The sequence below is a fragment of the Pseudomonas sp. TE3910 genome (assembly GCF_056279025.1).
This window is the reverse complement of the sequence record NZ_JBWBQN010000001.1, coordinates 422,776-439,709: the sequence shown is the minus strand read 5'-3', so window position 1 is coordinate 439,709 and position 16,934 is coordinate 422,776. Positions and strand designations below refer to the sequence as shown.

Genomic DNA, 16,934 nt, shown 5'->3' with positions numbered 1-16,934 from the left:
TGACCACTGCACTTGTTCAACAGGATGATGAATCGCGCACATGAAGACTTTACTCCCCCTGGGCCTTGTCGCCGCCCTTGCCTGCTTCAGCCTGCCCGCCACGGCAACTGAAACCGGCAAACGTGCTGCCTGCGAGAGCCTTGAGTGCATGACCTGCCCCGCCCTGAGCGACCCGCAGAAGTACGCCGAAGGGCGCATGAAGCTGATGCGTGAAATTGTCCCGGGCAAAAACCGCTGGCTGTTCCGCTCGATGGTCGACCTGACCAACGATTTCGGTATCCCGGCGCCGATGCGTCCAGAGTTTGCCCGGCTGATGGCTGCGTTCCGCCAACAAGGTATCCATGTCGCCATGGCGATCCAGCCCACCCGTGGGCTGATGCACCGCGACAAGCTCTATCCCGACCAACTGCATGGCTTCGACTTCGCCCGGGCCAGCGGCAACCTGAGCAGCTACCTGCAACAGTTGCGCAGTGCCGGCGCAGTGGTACCCGACATGATGCAACTGGTGCACACCCCGCCCAAGGGCGAGTACTTCTTTCGTCGTGACCACCACTGGACCCCCAGTGGTGCCGAGGCAACTGCACGCTTGCTGGCCGACGAGGTGCGCCGGCAGCCGTTCTATGCCGAACTGAGCAAAAAGCAGTACCGCACTGAACCTGGCGTCATGGTGCCCAAGGACGGCACCCTGAACCTGGCGATGAGCTATATCTGCGGCAACAACTATGGCTTCCAGTACGTGCGTGGCTACCAGACCATCCCCATGGCCGACGACGCCAACGCACTGTTCGACGAAGCACCGGACCCAGAGGTGATTCTGGTCGGTGACAGTAACTCGGCCGCCCGTGAGGACGAGAGCAAGCAGTTCAACTTCGACGGCTACCTCAAGCAGTACCTGGAAGTGGACATCCTCAACTACGCCCTGCCAGGCGTTGGCCAGGATGGCTCGCTGCTGGAATACCTGCTCTCGGACAACTACAAGCCCAAGGCGCCGCCCAAGCTGATCATCTGGGAGTTGCCCGCCAACTATCAGCTAGAATCCAAACCCATGTATCGGCAACTGATTCCGGCGATCAAAGGCGGTTGCTCGACCTCTACCGCAGTGCTCGGCAACCACGTACAGCGCCCGGCCTTGAAGGTCAGTGACCGCATCGAGTTGCTCAGCAATGCCGGTGAGGCACGCAAGAACCTCAGCAGTGGCCAGGGCTTTCTCGACATCAAGATCAGCGACAAGAACGTCAAGGACTTCTACGTCATCGTCTATTACGACAACGGCGCCCGCGACAAGGTCTGGTTCCGCCGCGAAGCAGCCGTCACCGGTGGGCAGTACTACCTGGAACTGAGCAAGGCCAAGGAATTCGCCGGCGCCAACCTGCTCTCGGTGTTTCTTGAACCCACCAAACCCGGCACTGCTGCCACTGAAGTGGAAACCCGACTATGCCTGTAAAACGCTGGAGCGTCGCCGGGCTTGGCCTGTGCGCCGCGCTGCACCTGGGCAGTAGCCTGGCCGCCAGCTCGATCTGGCCGGCACAGGCCACCGCGCAGTCGGCGATGATTGCCGACTACCGCAGCCTGGCCTGCAGTAAAGAGCCGCCACCGCCCTACACCGGCAACCTGCAACTGCAGAGCAAGTACGACCAGAGCGACGCCAGCAAATCGACCTTGCGCAGCGACCCGGACGCTGGCACGGAAAAGGTCGGCAAGCAGGTCAAAGCGTTCATCGGTGGGCTGATTTACGCCAACAAACGCTTCCTGCGGGCCAAAACCCCACAAGAAGCCAACATGGCCCTGGCCTGCCAGGACCAGTGGCTGGAACGCTGGGCCCAGGCGGGCGCGCTGCTCAACCCCGACGCCAGCAGCACCGGCATGGCCGCACGTAAATGGGCGGTCGCCGCCATGGCCTCGAACCTGCTGCTGACCCAGGCGGCGAGCAATGGCAAGGTTAAGCTCTCGCCCGCCCAAAACGCCTGGTTCGAGCGCCTTGGCGAGCTGGTCATCCGTGAGTACCAGCCGCGCCAGACGCCGGACTTCACCTGGTTCAACAACCATGACTATTGGGCCGCCTGGGCAGTCGCCGCGACCGGCATGCTGGTGCAGCGCGACGACTTCATCCAGTGGGCCGACGGCAACCTGCGCCGAGGCCTGCAGCAGGCCGTGCGCAGCAGCGACGGCAGCTATGCCTACCTGCCGCTGGAAGTGGCGCGCAGCAAGCTGGCCGCGACCTACAGCCAGTACGCCCTGGTGCCGTTGGTGCTGCTGGCCGAGTCGGCGCGGGCCAACCACCTGCCCTGGAGCAGCGAGGATCAGCAAACCCTGGAACTGCTGGCCAACTTTGCCGCGCGCAGCATCCTTGACCCCGGCAACCTGCCGGAACTCAAGGGCCAGTCACAGACCGATGTCGCGCCGTACAAGCTGGCCTGGTTGATCCCGTTCCTGCAACGCGCCCCGGACAACCGCCTGGCGCGTCAGCTGTATGACAGCGAAGACGGCGACGTCGACAACTACAGCCAGCTCGGCGGCCCGCTCAAGCCGTTATACCCCAAACTGCCGTAACCCAAGGACGAACCGCCATGGCCTTGTTTGCCCGTCACCTCTACCTTCCCTGCCTGGCGCTGTTGCTGGCTGGCAGCGCTCACGCCGCCAGCCAGAGCCTGCCGCTGCAGCAGTCACTGAGCACCGTTGCCACGGCAGCGCACCAAGCACACCTGCAACAGCTGCAGGCCCAGGCCCGTGAGGCCGTGCAAATGCAAACGCCTGAACGCCCGCGCCCCGCCGCACGCGGCAGTGTCAGCCTGCAACCAATGTTCTCTTCCCAGGGCGGTAGCTGGCCGTTCGAGCCGTTCGTCAACAACGGCCTGTTCCGTGCCATTGCCGGCTATCAGGCGCACCACCCGAACGCCGTACTGATTCGCAGTGGCAGCGTCACCCTTGCGCAACTGCATGACGCCCTCAAGGACGAGCGCATCCTCAAGCGCTACAAGGACGGCTACCTGCTCAGCTACCCACTGATGATCGCCAGCGACGGTGGCCTGGTGCTCGAAGGCACCAGCCTGTACCTGTACAGCTACTCCGGTACTGCGCTGATCAACCAGGGCTGGCTGGGCCTGAACCAGTCTCGCCTGGAGAGCGTCGCGGGCGACAAACCAGGCAGTACTGACCGGGCCTGGCGGCCGTTTGTGGTGGCCTGGGCTGGCAGCCACACCCAGGTGCTGAACTCGACCCTCAACCGCCTGGGCTACAACGCCAACCTGTCGCGTGGCCTGAGTACCGCCCTGAGCGTGCAGCAACCCGCCAACAGCCGACCGGCGACGCTGCTGGTGCGTAACAGCCAGTTCAACGAACTCAGTGCCGTAGAGCTGCAACATACCCTGGCCCAGTTCGACAGCAATCGCTTTGAGCATTCACAGCAATACGCCCTGGATATCCGCGACAGCCAGGCACTGATCAGCCAGAACCAGATCCGCGGCGTCGACAACAACAGCGCCATCCGCCTGCGTGGCAACACCCGGGCGCTGGTCGAGAGCAACCTGATCCTTGGCGCCAACAAGGCTGCCATCGAGGTCAGCGAACAACACGGTGCACTCGTACTGAGCCGCAACCGCATCGGCGCCAGCCGGGGCAACGGTATCCTGCTGCGCAGCCTGCAACCCACGGGCACTGCACCGTTGCTGATTGACGACAACCTGATCGGCAGCAGCCAGGGTAGCGCGATAGATGCCAGTGAAGTCGCCGCGGCAACGCTGATCAACAACCGTATTGGCAACACCCCGGAATATGCCGTCAGCCTGCGCAATGCCAGCGCCCTGCCCGGCCCGTTGATTCTTAGCGGCAACACCCTGGGCCAGGTCGGCAAGGCGGTGGTGCGGGTCGAAGGCTTGAACCAGGTGGACCTGGGGCCTAACCGTTTCAACGGTACACCCCTGCTACAGAACCTGTTGATCGGCGATTTGCTGCCCGTACAGAGCCTACTGCTCGACGCCACCCTGCGTCAGCACCAGGTGATCCGCGTCAGCCAGGTGGCTGCCGTGCAATAACGCGCTGCATGCGCACAAAGCAATCGTCCTCACCCACCGCTTCAAAGCCCCGGCGCCGGTACAACCCCTGCGCCGGGTTGCTCTTGAATACGGTCAGGCGCAACAACGGCAGGCGCCGCGCTGCCGCCCAGGCCGCCAACTGCTCCAACGCCCAGGAACCGACGCCCCGCCCCCGGGGCGCTTGCAATCACCTGCAGCTCGCGAATGAACAGCGCCCGGGCATCCTGGCTCAGGCTGCAAAAACCCAGTAACTGCTCGCCCTCGACGATCAGCCATTGCTCACGCCAGGTCCAGGCTTGATCAAAGGCTTCATCCATCCACAGGAGGTCGTACTCCCGGTAATACGGCAGCATGTTGTCGCACGTCAGCGCGCGAGCAAAAGGCAAGTGCTGGTCAGTAGCGCGAATCAGTTGCAGGGTCATTAAACGATCAACCAAAAATGCCGGCCTTGCCGACGAAGGGATCAACAGCGTATCAGCGACTGTACGGACGCTGTGGACGATACAACGCTTGTCAGTAAAACGTACGCACTTACAGGTTTACTTGATCAAGATCAGATCGCCATCACTGTTTGTTTCTATGCTGGTCACGCACGGCTCGTTACTTCATGGCAAACGCTACCTGGACCCCTTCTCATGACCACCCCGACACTGGCGACACGCTCTGCACTTTCAAGCGTTAGCCAAACTCCCAGCCGCGCCACGCTGACCCTGTTTTTCTCCTTGTTGCTGGCCGGGTTGGTGTACACCGCCTGGAGCCTGTTTCGCGATGTCAGTGCCAGCGGCACGGTGATTACCACCTGGACACCCTTTGTCCTGCTGGGCGTAGCCCTGGTAATCGCTCTGGGGTTCGAATTCGTCAACGGTTTCCACGATACCGCCAACGCGGTGGCCACGGTCATCTATACCCATTCGCTCCCGGCCTCGTTCGCCGTGATCTGGTCGGGCTGCTGGAATTTTCTCGGCGTACTGTTCTCCAGTGGCGCAGTAGCCTTCGGTATCGTCGCGTTGCTGCCGGTGGAATTGATCCTGCAAGTCGGCTCGTCGGCCGGCTTCTCGATGGTCTTCGCCCTGCTACTGTCGGCGATTGTCTGGAACCTGGGAACCTGGTGGCTGGGGCTGCCGGCTTCATCGTCACACACCTTGATCGGCTCAATCATCGGCGTTGGCGTGGCCAATGCCCTGATGCACGGTCGCAACGGCACCAGCGGCATAGACTGGACCCAGGCCAGCAAGGTCGGCTACTCGTTGCTGTTGTCACCGGTGGTCGGTTTTGTCTGCGCGGCCTTGTTGCTGCTGACCTTGCGCCTGTTGGTCAAGCGCAAGGCGCTGTACCAGGCGCCCGTCGGCAACGCACCACCGCCCTGGTGGATTCGCGGGATGCTGATCCTGACCTGTACCGGTGTGTCCTTCGCCCATGGCTCCAACGACGGGCAAAAAGGCATGGGGCTGATCATGCTGATTCTGGTCGGAACCCTGCCGATGGCCTATGCATTGAACCGCACCATGCCTGCTGAACAATCCGTGCAATTCGCCTTCGTGGCCGAGGCCACCCAACAGGCGCTGGTGCGCACGGCGCCACAGCCGGCACCCGACGATCCGCGACAGACCCTGACCACCTTCATTCGCAGCCAGCAGGCAAATGCCGATCTGCTACCCGCCCTGGCCGCGCTCGCCGGCCTGATTGGCCAAGAGGTCAAGGGGTATGGCTCCTTTGCCGGCGTACCGGCCGAGGCCATGGCCAATGTGCGCAACGACATGTACCTGACCAGCGAAGCCATTCGCCTGATGGACAAGCAGAAGCTGATCCACTTTGATCCAGCGACCCAGGCCACCCTGCACGACTTCAAACGGCAGATCGACGATGCCACGCACTACATTCCCCTCTGGGTGAAGGTTGCCGTGGCCATCGCCCTCGGGCTGGGCACCATGGTCGGTTGGCGGCGGATCGTGGTGACCGTCGGCGAGAAAATCGGCAAGACCCACCTGACCTACGCCCAGGGCGCCAGCGCCGAACTGGTCGCGATGTTCACCATTGGCGCGGCAGACCTGTACGGCTTGCCCGTTTCGACCACCCATGTGCTGTCCTCTGGCGTGGCCGGCACCATGACCGCCAATGGCTCGGGCCTGCAGCTACGGACCATCGCCAACCTGCTGATGGCCTGGGTGCTGACCCTGCCGGCGGCGATTGTGTTGTCGGGTAGCCTGTACTGGTTACTGCGCCAGGTGTTCTGAAACAGCAGCCATACTCAAGGCACCCTCGCCACCTCGCGGAGCCTTGCCATGGCTGAACTGCTGCGCCACATCTGCCGTCTGCTGGACAATGGGCTGAACAAGGACGTCTTCGACAACCTGCGCAACTTTCTCATGTGCTCGCTGCTGCTGGCGGCTGGCAGCAGCACGCTCACCGGTGATGGCCAAGTGTATTTCGGCCTGTTCGCAGCGCACATGGCCGGCGTCGGGCTGATAGCGCTGGCCGTTTTTCTGATGCTGCTGAACATGGCCGACGGCCTGCGCAAGCTGTCCAAGGCCCGCCATCCGCTGCTCCTGCAGGTCATTCTGTGCCTGGTCTACATGCTGTTGGCGGTGCGTGTGGTAGAGATTGTCTGGGAGTTTCGTGCCACCTGAACCCGCAGCTCGCGGACCCGCGTCCAGGCATCCGCCTGCAAGCACTGCGCCTGCCCACCCCTACTCGTCATAGTGATACATGGGGCCTTGGCTGCGAGCAGGCAGCGTTGTGGTGTAGGCTAACTGCCCTGGAAGAATAATGATTCAAAAAAGGATGAGCCCCATGACGTACGATGACGCCTCCTTGCGAGCCCTTGCCACACTGCCCCACACCGCCCTGTTCGTCGCCTGGGCCGTGCAACGGTCCCTGACCAGCCGTAACTTTCAGGCAGACTTCGACTACGAGATCAATTCGCTGGTTGAACGTACCCTCACGCCCGGCCTGTTCTTTCGCCAGTGCTGCGACAGCAGGCTCAACGCGGAAGACCTCAACCGCCAGGGCAATGCCTTCGTCGCCCACTACCTGGCCATCGAGAACGGCCAGTTTGCCGCCGACTGCCAGGACCTGCTGGCGACAAAGGGTGATCGCCCCAGCAGTGTGGCCGACACCTGGGACAACTTCGACAGGCTGAAACCACGCCTGGATGAACGCTTTGCGCAGTGGCAAAAGGACCTTTACCTCGCAACCAGCACCACAATCTGACCCAGCACATTTCCAAGGATGGATTACCCATGGCACAAATAAAGGTCTATGGCCTGCGCTCGACACTGGAGCGCCACCGCACAGGACTGTCGGAGGCGATTCATGCCGCAGTGATGGCTGCACTGGCGTATCCGGTCGAGAAACGTTTCCAACGTTTCATTGCGCTGGACCCGGCGGATTTCCTCTACCCCGACGACCGCTCACACCAGTACACCATCATTGAGATCAGCCTGTTCGAGGGCCGTTCGGTACAGGCGAAGAAAGCACTCATTCGCCTGTTGTTCCTGTACATCGGCGAACGCACCGGCATCAGCGCCCAGGATGTGGAAATTACCCTGTCTGAAACCCCGCGGGAGAACTGGGGTATTCGCGGCCTACCGGGAGATGAGCTGGGGTTGAACTACAAGGTTGAGGTCTGACAGGCGCCGTATGTCCGGGTGGCGCCCGCCGAGTGTCGATTGTTCTGCTACTTTGGGAATACCCAGCACGCACACGTACAGGTGACCCATCATGGCGCGCACCACTCCCATCGAGCTCTACCGCAACATTGGCATCGTTGCGCACGTAGACGCCGGCAAGACCACAACCACCGAACGCATCCTGTTCTACACCGGGGTCAACTATAAAATGGGCGAGGTGCATGACGGCGCCGCGACCATGGACTGGATGGCCCAGGAGCAGGAGCGCGGCATCACCATCACCTCGGCAGCCACCACGGCTTTCTGGCAAGGCTCGACCAAGCAGTTCCCGAACAAGTACCGCTTCAACATCATCGACACCCCCGGCCACGTTGACTTCACCATTGAAGTCGAACGCTCGCTGCGCGTGCTCGACGGTGCGGTGGTGGTCTTCAGCGGCGCCGACGGCGTCGAGCCGCAGTCTGAAACCGTCTGGCGCCAGGCCAACAAATACAAGGTGCCTCGCCTGGCCTACATCAACAAGATGGACCGCCAGGGCGCCGACTTTCTGCGGGTGGTGAGACAGATCGACAAGCGCCTGGGGCACCACCCGGTGCCGATTCAACTGGCCATCGGCGCCGAGGAGCACTTTGTCGGGCAGATCGACCTGGTGAAGATGAAAGCGATCTACTGGAACGACGATGACCAGGGCACCAGCTACCGCGAGGAGGAGATCCCCGACGCGCTGCGGCCACTGGCAGAAGAATGGCGTGCCCACATGATCGAAGCCGCCGCCGAAGCCAACGACGAGTTGATGAGCCTGTACCTGGACGGTGTCGAACTGAGTACGGCGCAAATCAAGGCAGGATTGCGTCAGCGCACCCTGGACAACCAGATCGTGCCGACGATCCTCGGTTCGTCGTTCAAGAACAAGGGGGTGCCGCTGATGCTCGACGCGGTGATCGACTACCTGCCGGCCCCTTCGGAAATCCCGGCCATCAACGGCACCGACCCGCAGCACGAAGACAAACACCTGGAACGTCATGCCGACGACAACGAGCCCTTCTCGGCCCTGGCCTTCAAGATCGCCACCGACCCGTTCGTGGGTACCCTGACCTTTGTCCGGGTCTACTCCGGGGTATTGTCCTCAGGCGATGCGGTACTCAACTCGGTCAAGGGCAAGAAGGAACGGGTCGGGCGTATGGTGCAAATGCACGCCAACCAGCGTGCCGAGATCAAGGCCGTGTGCGCGGGCGACATCGCCGCACTGATCGGCATGAAGGATGTCACCACCGGCGATACCCTGTGCGACATCAACAAGCCCATTATCCTTGAGCGCATGGACTTCCCCGACCCGGTGATCTCGGTGGCCGTGGAGCCCAAGACCAAAGCCGACCAGGAAAAAATGGGCATCGCCTTGAGCAAACTCGCCCAGGAAGACCCGTCGTTCCGGGTCAAGACCGACGAGGAAACCGCACAGACCATCATTTCCGGTATGGGCGAGTTGCACCTGGACATCATCGTCGACCGCATGAAGCGCGAGTTCGGCGTCGATGCCAACATCGGCAAACCCCAGGTGGCCTACCGCGAGAAAATCCGCAATACCTGCGAGATCGAAGGCAAGTTTGTCCGCCAGTCGGGTGGTCGCGGCCAGTTCGGTCATTGCTGGATTCGCTTTTCGCCAAGCGATGAAGGCAAGGAAGGCCTGGAATTCACCAGTGAAGTGGTCGGTGGAGTCATCCCCCGTGAGTACATCCCGGCCATCCAGAAAGGCATCGAAGAACAGATGCAGAACGGCGTACTGGCCGGCTACCCGCTGATTGGCCTGAAAGCGGCGGTGTTCGACGGCTCGTACCACGACGTCGACTCCAACGAGATGGCCTTCAAGATCGCCGCGTCGATGGCCACCAAGCAGCTTTCGCAAAAAGGCGGTGCAGTGCTGCTGGAGCCGGTGATGAAGGTCGAAGTGGTCACACCGGAAGAATACATGGGTGATGTGATGGGCGACCTCAACCGTCGGCGTGGCGTGATCCAGGGCATGGACGACAGCCCGGCGGGCAAGGTGGTGCGTGCCGAAGTGCCACTGGGAGAAATGTTCGGCTACTCCACCGACATGCGCTCAATGTCCCAGGGCCGGGCCAGTTACTCGATGGAGTTCATTCGCTATTCAGAAGCGCCAGCCAGCATAACCGACGTGATTATCAAGAAACAGGGCTAGCCGCCACGGTACGCGGCACTCAAGACAACACGGCCAACCAGCGGGCTGGCCGTGACATTTCCAATTGCGTAAGATCCGCTCCCCTTCTTGCCAACACCGTTGACCGCGACCGCTTTCGCCGGTCGGTTTTTTTCAGGTACCCCATGAAACCCATTCGCCTACGCGCCGAGGCCCTGGCCGGCCTTACCACGTCCTTCGCACTGCTGCCCGAATGCATCGCCTTCGCGCTGGTCGCGCACCTCAACCCGCTGATGGGGTTGTACGGTGCGTTCATTATCTGCACCTTGACCGCCCTGTTCGGTGGGCGACCAGGCATGATTTCCGGCGCTGCCGGGTCGATGGCGGTGGTGATCGTGGCGCTGGTGGTGCAACACGGCGTGCAGTACCTGCTCGCCACGGTGCTGCTGGGTGGGCTGATCATGGTCGCCTTCGGCCTGCTGCGGCTGGGCAAACTGGTGCGCATGGTGCCGCACTCGGTGATGCTGGGGTTCGTCAATGGCCTGGCCATCATCATTGCCCTTGCCCAACTGGAGCATTTCAAGAGCGCAGAGGCCTGGCTCAGTGGTGCACCGCTCTACCTGATGATCGGGCTGGTCACGCTGACGATGGCCATCGTCTACCTGCTGCCGCGCCTCACCCGCGCAGTGCCACCGGCGCTGGTTGCAATTCTGGGTGTCGGCCTTGCGGTGTACCTGCTTGACCTGCCGACCCGCACCTTGGGCGACATGGCCCACATTGCCGGCGGCCTGCCAGTATTTGCACTGCCCCAGCTACCCTGGAACCTTGAAACCCTCGGCATCGTCGCCCCTTATGCGATATTGATGGCCTTGATCGGCCTGCTGGAAACCCTGCTGACACTGAACCTCACCGATGAAATCACCGAAACCCGTGGCTACCCGGATCGCGAGTGCGTAGCACTGGGTGCAGCCAACATGGTTTCAGGGCTGTTCGGCGGCATGGGTGGATGCGCGATGATCGGCCAAACGGTGATCAACCTCAGCTCCGGTGGCCGTGGTCGCCTCTCGGGCGTGATCGCTGGGGTGATGATCCTGCTGTTCGTGCTGTTTCTCTCGCCGCTGATCGAGCGCATCCCGCTGGCCGCGCTGGTCGGGGTGATGTTCGTGGTCTCGCAGCAGACCTTCGCCTGGGCCTCGCTGCGGGTGTTCAACAAAGTGCCCTTGAACGACGTACTGGTGATCATCTCGGTGACCGTCATCACGGTGTTCACCGACCTGGCCACCGCCGTGCTGTGCGGGATCATCATTGCTGCCCTGAACTTTGCCTGGCAGCAAGCCCGCGAGCTTTACGCAGACGGCCATCTGGAAGCCGATGGCAGCAAGCGTTACCAACTGCATGGCACGCTGTTCTTCGCCTCGACCACCCAGTTCCTGAACCAGTTCGACCCGGCCAACGACCCGGCCCAGGTGACGCTCGATTGCCGCCACCTGAGCTTTGTCGACTACTCGGCAATCGCCGCGCTGAAGACATTGCGCGAACGCTATGCCAATGCCGGCAAGCACCTGCGCGTGCTGCACTTGTCTGAACGCTGCAGGCAACTGCTCAGACGCGCGGGCATGCACACACCAGGCGAGTGAGTCGCAGGAGGAGCGTTTCAGCAGGCCTGGCAGCTCTTGACCGACGCAGACACTGCGGCCCATGCTCACGCTCCTCCAACCGAACGCTCAGGGAACGACTGTATGAAGCTGGAAACCTTAGCCATTCACGCGGGCTTCAGCCCCGATCCAACCACGAAGGCTGTTGCCGTACCGATCTACCAGACCACCTCCTTCGCCTTTGACGACACCCAGCACGGTGCCGACCTGTTCGACCTGAAGGTGGCTGGCAATATCTACTCGCGGATCATGAACCCCACCAACGACGTCCTGGAAAAACGCATGGCCGCGCTTGAAGGTGGCGTCGGCGCACTGGCCGTGGCTTCGGGCATGGCTGCCATCACCTACGCCATCCAGACCGTGGCCGAGGCCGGCGACAACATCGTCTCGGTGGCCAAACTGTACGGCGGCACCTACAACCTGCTGGCCCACACCCTGCCGCGCTTCGGCATCCAGACCCGCTTCGCCGCCCATGACGACATTGCCGCGCTCGAGGCACTGATCGACGACAAGACCAAGGCGGTGTTCTGCGAGTCCATCGGCAACCCGGCGGGCAACATCGTCGACCTCCGGGCACTGGCCGACGCCGCGCACCGCCATGGCGTGCCGCTGATCGTCGACAACACCGTCGCCACCCCGATCCTGTGCCGCCCGTTCGAGCACGGTGCCGACATCGTCGTGCATTCGCTGACCAAGTACATCGGTGGCCACGGCACCAGCATCGGCGGCATCGTGATCGACTCTGGGAACTTCCCCTGGGCTGAATACAAGCAGCGTTTTGCCCTGCTCAACACCCCTGACCCGTCCTACCACGGCGTCACCTACACCGAAGCCTTCGGCCCGGCAGCCTTTATCGGCCGCTGCCGCGTGGTACCCCTGCGCAACACCGGCGCGGCACTGTCGCCGTTCAACGCCTTCCTGATCCTGCAAGGCCTGGAAACACTGGCCCTGCGCATGGAGCGCCATACCGAGAACGCGCTGAAAGTGGCGAACTACCTGCGTGAGCATGAACAGGTCGCCTGGGTGAAATACGCCGGCCTGCCGGACCACCCCGAGCATGAGCTGGCCGTGCGCTACACCGGTGGCAAGCCGGCGTCGATCCTCTCCTTCGGCATCAAGGGCGGCCAGGAAGCCGGGGCGCGCTTCATCGATGCGCTGAAACTGGTGGTACGCCTGGTGAACATTGGCGACGCCAAATCGCTGGCCTGCCACCCGGCCTCCACGACCCACCGCCAGTTGAACGACGAAGAGCTGGAGAAGGCCGGAGTGCCACGTGACATGGTGCGCCTGTCCATTGGCATCGAGCACAGCGACGACATCCTGGCCGACCTGGCGCAGGCGCTGAAGGCCTCTGCACAAGGCTGAGTCGGTTTTTTTAGCGTTAGCAGGGTTGCTACTGGTGGGCAAGGCTCACTCCCACAACCTGCGAGGATCAGGCAGCTGGCAAGACCGCACCCGCGGATTGCCCAGCCCCTGGCAAACCCGCAGACACAATTGACTGTACATCCATACAGATAATGCTTGCCTCTCGCCGCCACCCTGCGCATGCTATGCAACTTCTATAGCCGCCAGACTCATCATCGGCCATGCGCCTCTTTCTCTGCGAAAAACCCTCCCAGGCCAAGGACATCGCCAAAGTCCTCGGCGCCAACCGGCGCGGTGATGGCTGCTGGGTCGGCAACGACCTCTGCGTAACCTGGTGTATCGGCCACCTGCTGGAAACCGCACCACCTGACGCCTACGATGCCCGCTATAAACGCTGGGTACTGGAAGACCTGCCCATCGTGCCGCAGCAGTGGAAGATGCTGGTCAAACCGAAAACCGCCAGCCAGTTCAAGGCGGTGAAACGCCTGCTCAGCGAAGCCCGTGAACTGGTCATCGCTACCGACGCCGACCGCGAAGGTGAAATGATCGCCCGTGAACTGGTCGAGCACTGCCGCTACCGTGGGCCGATTCAGCGCCTGTGGTTATCGGCACTCGACGACGCCTCGATCCGCAAGGCGCTGGCAGCGCTCAAGCCCGGTGCCGCTACGTTCAGCCTCTATCACTCGGCCCTGGGTCGCTCACGGGCCGACTGGCTGATCGGCATGAACATGAGTCGCCTGTTCACCCTGCTCGGCCGTCGTTCCGGGTACCAGGGGGTGTTGCCGGTTGGCCGGGTGCAAACCCCTACCCTGCGCCTGGTGGTCGACCGCGACCGCAGCATCGCCGACTTCGTGCCGGTTCCGTTCTGGGCCATCGAGGTGACGCTGAGCAGCGCCAATGCGAGCTTTACCGCGCAGTGGCGCGCCCCGGAAGACGCCTGTGACGATCAGGGCCGCTGCCTCAACCCGGTACTGGCACAGCACGCCGCCGAGGCCATTGGCGGCGCGGCCAGCGCAGAGGTAGTGAACGTCAGCACTGAACGGGTACGCGAGGCCGCCCCGTTGCCCTTCGACCTCGGCACCCTGCAGGAGCTCTGCTCGAAAAAGCTGGGCCTGGGCGCCCAGGAAACCCTCGACATTGCCCAGGCGCTGTATGAAACCTACAAGGTCATCACCTACCCACGCAGTGACTGTGGCTACCTGCCGCTGAGCCAGCACAGCGAGGCCCCGGCCATTCTCGCCGCACTGGGCCGGGCCGACGCCAGCCTGGCCGCACTGCAACCCTATCTGGAGCCGCAACGCCGCTCACGCGCCTGGAACGATGCCAAGGTCAGCGCCCACCACGGCATCATCCCTACCGCTGCGGCCATCGACCTGGGGCGCCTGCCGAGCAAGCACAAGGCGGTGTTCAGCCTGATCCGTGCGCGCTACCTGGCGCAGTTTCTGCCCAACCACGAATACGACCGCACCGAGGCCGACTTCGACTGTGCCGGTCAGGCACTACGCGCCGTTGGCAAGCGTATCGTCGAACCCGGCTGGCGCCGCGCCCTGCCCGAAGCCCTGACCCCAGGCAAAGGTCGCGAAGCGCCGGCAGCGCAGGTGTTGCCGGCACTGAGCAAAGGCCAGCACTGCGCCGTGGCCGGGGTCAATCTCAAGGACCTCTGGACCCAGCCGCCCAAACCGTTCACCGAGGGCGACCTGATCAAGGCCATGAAGAACGTCGCCAAACTGGTCGACGATCCACGGCTCAAGCAAAAGCTCAAGGACACCACCGGTATTGGTACCGAGGCGACCCGTGCCGGAATCATCCAGGGCTTGCTCGACCGAGGCTACCTGGTAAAGAACGGCAAGGCGTTGTCGGCCACCCCGGCTGCCTGCAGCCTGATCGACGCCGTACCTCGGGCCATTGCCGACCCAGGCACTACGGCTATCTGGGAGCAGGCACTGGACATGGTGCAAACCGGCGAGATGAGCCTGGAGGCGTTCGTTGCCAAGCAATCGGCATGGATGAGCAAGCAGGTCGAGCGATGTGCCGGGCTCAGCCTGAACATCAGCGGCCCGGCAGTTCCAGCCGGGGGTAGCAGCGCCCCCTGGAAAAAGAAACGCAAGGCCGCAGCGCGTAAACCATCGAGCAGCGCCAAACGTCCGAAGAAAACCGCGGCGCCAAAGGCCCGCTGAAAACGTGTATACACATCAACTGGATCAACTCAAGGTCAGGGACTGCCCATGAAATTTGCCTACACCATTCTTTACGTACCCGATGTCGCCTCATCGCTGGCGTTCTTTGAACAGGCCTTTGGCATTAACCGGCGCTTTTTGCATGAGTCTGGCGACTATGGCGAACTGGACACCGGTGCCACCACCCTGGCTTTCGCTTCACGGGCGCTGGGCCAGGCCAACCTGCCAGAGGGGCTGGTAGTGGCAGCTGAATCAGCCCGGCCGCTGGGCATGGAAATCGCACTCGCCACCGATACTGTCGAGGTCGCCCACGCCCAGGCACTGGCCTGCGGAGCAACCGAGCTCAAGGCCCCCGAGCAAAAGCCCTGGGGGCAAACCGTGTCGTACCTGCGCTGCCCCGATGGCTTGCTTGTGGAGTTGTGTACGCCGATGGCGTAACGCTGGCGTCTGCGCCGACAGAAAAAAGCCCTGCCGGAGACCGGCAGGGCTTCAAGGTGCAGCCACTACAGTGTAACGATCAGCGACCGATAGCCCGCGCCGCGTCGGACGTGTACATGTCCGGCGTGAACTTGCTCTCGTTGAGGATCGGCCCCTTCTTCGCCTCGTTGGTCATCCCGTAGCCGGTGTACTGGCCCGAGTTCAAGTCCATGAAAAACTGTGAACCTGCCTGCCAGCCGCTCATGTCCGGATGGTAGTAGTAGTTGATCATTGCATGCTTCCACAGCTGCCCACGGGCATCGTAGTTATCGGCCATGACCGCGTTCCAGGTGTCTTCGTCAATGAACAGCACCCGCTTGCCATAGACGTGGCGATAGCCTTCCTTCAGGTCAGCCTCCACCACCCAGACACGCCGCAGCTCATAACGCATGAACTCAGGATTGGGGTGGTTGGGCGTGAGCATGTCAGCGTACTTGATGTTCCCCGCATTCGGTTTGAACGCGTTGGCCGGGCTGTAGATTTCACGCTTGCCAATCAGTTTCCAGGTGTAGCGTTCCGGCGCGCCGTTGAACAACCGGTCCTCATCGACCGTCATGGTCCCGTTGGTGCCGATCATCGGTTGGTCATAGCCGTAGCCCGGCATTTGCCGGACGCGTCGGGTCGACGGGCTATAGCTCCAGGCCTGGCGGGATTCAGTGGCGAAGTTGTAGGGTTCATGGGCAATGCTGATCACGCCGTTGTCACGGGCCGGTTTCAGCGTAGTGTTGTAACTCATCGCCTGAACCTTGTTTTCGGTCTTGGGTTCGACCGTTGGCGAGTTGGCCTGCGACAGGTTGCGCGCATGGGCACGGCCCCAACCGATACTGCCGTTGGGCAATACGGACGCCAGGTCGCTGATCTTTTCCTCGGTGTAGGCGCGCGCCGGCAACTGATGGTTCCAAAGCACTTCCATGCCATTTTTCGGAATCGGGAACGGTATCTGGCCGAGCCCTTCAATGCCAAGGCCGTCATTGACCAGCTTGGCAGTCAGCGCATTCTGCATCGCCCGCCGGCACACATAATCGGGGTAACGGAAATCCCGATGCCCAGGGTAGACGTTCATCTTGTAGGTGGTCGGGTACTTCTTCAGCAGGGCTTTCTGGCCTTCGGTCAGGTGCGCCTCGTACTGGCTCATGTTCTGTGCGGTGATCACCAGGATCGGCTTCTCCGACGCGTAAGGGTCCACAGGTTGGTCACCCGAGAACTTCACGTGATTCCAGCCGGGGACCTCCCCCAGGTATTTGCCGGTGTACGGGGGAATGGTTCCTGCAGCATTACCGGCCTGCTCGGCACCGACGCAGGTCAGTTCCTTGCCCAGCTTGGCGGCTTCCTGAGGCGACACCTCGGCGTATGCGCTACCGATAATCCCGGCATTGGCGGTTAATGCGGCTGCGAGCATGACACCTGTTCTTGTTATTTTCATGTATTGCCTCCTTCGCTGATAA

The 16,934-nt window shown here is 62.2% G+C and carries 13 protein-coding genes and 1 pseudogene; 12 read left to right on the top strand and 2 right to left on the bottom strand.

Translation table 11 applies throughout. The features are described from left to right. Positions 1-40: 40 nt before the first annotated feature. The 3 genes from ACZ9H3_RS01955 to ACZ9H3_RS01945 are packed head-to-tail and all read left to right on the top strand — an operon-like array spanning position 41 to position 4,031. Complete coding sequence (locus tag ACZ9H3_RS01955) at positions 41-1,444, top strand: alginate O-acetyltransferase AlgX-related protein (RefSeq protein ID WP_476219261.1); 1,404 nt, start codon at positions 41-43, stop codon at positions 1,442-1,444. Then, on the top strand, positions 1,435-2,550 hold the full coding sequence (locus ACZ9H3_RS01950) for a polysaccharide lyase (protein WP_330523121.1): 1,116 nt from the start codon (positions 1,435-1,437) through the stop codon (positions 2,548-2,550). Before ACZ9H3_RS01955 ends, ACZ9H3_RS01950 begins: the two co-directional genes overlap by 10 nt. Positions 2,551-2,567: 17 nt before the next feature. Continuing rightward, the gene (locus ACZ9H3_RS01945) at positions 2,568-4,031 is read left to right on the top strand and encodes a right-handed parallel beta-helix repeat-containing protein (protein ID WP_476219259.1); all 1,464 of its coding nucleotides are present in this window, start codon (positions 2,568-2,570) and stop codon (positions 4,029-4,031) included. Here the strand turns inward: ACZ9H3_RS01945 and ACZ9H3_RS01940 are convergent. After that, positions 4,006-4,453: pseudogene (locus ACZ9H3_RS01940) on the bottom strand (GNAT family N-acetyltransferase). The gene ACZ9H3_RS01945 and the pseudogene ACZ9H3_RS01940 overlap by 26 nt on opposite strands. A 213-nt stretch (positions 4,454-4,666) precedes the next feature. On the opposite strand from ACZ9H3_RS01940, the gene ACZ9H3_RS01935 reads away from it, so the two are divergent. The 9 genes from ACZ9H3_RS01935 (at position 4,667) to ACZ9H3_RS01895 (ending at position 15,450) form a co-directional block, all read left to right on the top strand. After that, positions 4,667-6,265 carry an inorganic phosphate transporter gene (locus ACZ9H3_RS01935; RefSeq protein WP_330523119.1) on the top strand — a complete coding sequence of 533 codons (1,599 nt, stop codon included), beginning with the start codon at positions 4,667-4,669 and terminating at the stop codon, positions 6,263-6,265. A gap of 48 nt (positions 6,266-6,313) precedes the next feature. Then, positions 6,314-6,658: a hypothetical protein gene (locus tag ACZ9H3_RS01930; RefSeq protein ID WP_099774250.1), complete on the top strand. Its 345-nt coding sequence runs from the start codon at positions 6,314-6,316 to the stop codon at positions 6,656-6,658. 163 nt (positions 6,659-6,821) lie between these two features. Then, the gene (locus tag ACZ9H3_RS01925) at positions 6,822-7,241 is read left to right on the top strand and encodes a DUF7832 domain-containing protein (RefSeq protein ID WP_102053429.1); all 420 of its coding nucleotides are present in this window, start codon (positions 6,822-6,824) and stop codon (positions 7,239-7,241) included. Positions 7,242-7,270: 29 nt separating this feature from the next. After that, positions 7,271-7,660, top strand: coding sequence for a tautomerase family protein (locus tag ACZ9H3_RS01920; RefSeq protein ID WP_102053430.1), 390 nt, complete (start codon positions 7,271-7,273; stop codon positions 7,658-7,660). 91 nt (positions 7,661-7,751) lie between these two features. After that, positions 7,752-9,857 (top strand): elongation factor G, encoded by a 2,106-nt coding sequence (gene fusA, locus ACZ9H3_RS01915; protein ID WP_065760776.1) that lies wholly within the window; start codon positions 7,752-7,754, stop codon positions 9,855-9,857. A 143-nt stretch (positions 9,858-10,000) separates the two neighbouring features. Then, positions 10,001-11,452, top strand: coding sequence for a SulP family inorganic anion transporter (locus ACZ9H3_RS01910; RefSeq protein ID WP_065760775.1), 1,452 nt, complete (start codon positions 10,001-10,003; stop codon positions 11,450-11,452). 102 nt (positions 11,453-11,554) lie between these two features. Continuing rightward, positions 11,555-12,835, top strand: coding sequence for a bifunctional O-acetylhomoserine aminocarboxypropyltransferase/cysteine synthase (locus ACZ9H3_RS01905; RefSeq protein ID WP_330523117.1), 1,281 nt, complete (start codon positions 11,555-11,557; stop codon positions 12,833-12,835). Between the two features lie 221 nt (positions 12,836-13,056). Then, positions 13,057-15,012, top strand: a complete 1,956-nt coding sequence (locus tag ACZ9H3_RS01900; RefSeq protein WP_476219254.1) for a DNA topoisomerase III — start codon at positions 13,057-13,059, stop codon at positions 15,010-15,012. 48 nt (positions 15,013-15,060) lie between these two features. Further along, entirely contained in the window at positions 15,061-15,450 is a 390-nt protein-coding gene (locus ACZ9H3_RS01895) for a VOC family protein (protein ID WP_099774243.1), read from the top strand. 79 nt (positions 15,451-15,529) lie between these two features. Here ACZ9H3_RS01895 and ACZ9H3_RS01890 read toward each other — a convergent pair whose 3' ends face one another. Beyond that, on the bottom strand, positions 15,530-16,912 hold the full coding sequence (locus ACZ9H3_RS01890; protein ID WP_476219251.1) for a DUF1329 domain-containing protein: 1,383 nt from the start codon (positions 16,910-16,912) through the stop codon (positions 15,530-15,532). Between the last annotated feature and the right edge of the window lie 22 nt (positions 16,913-16,934).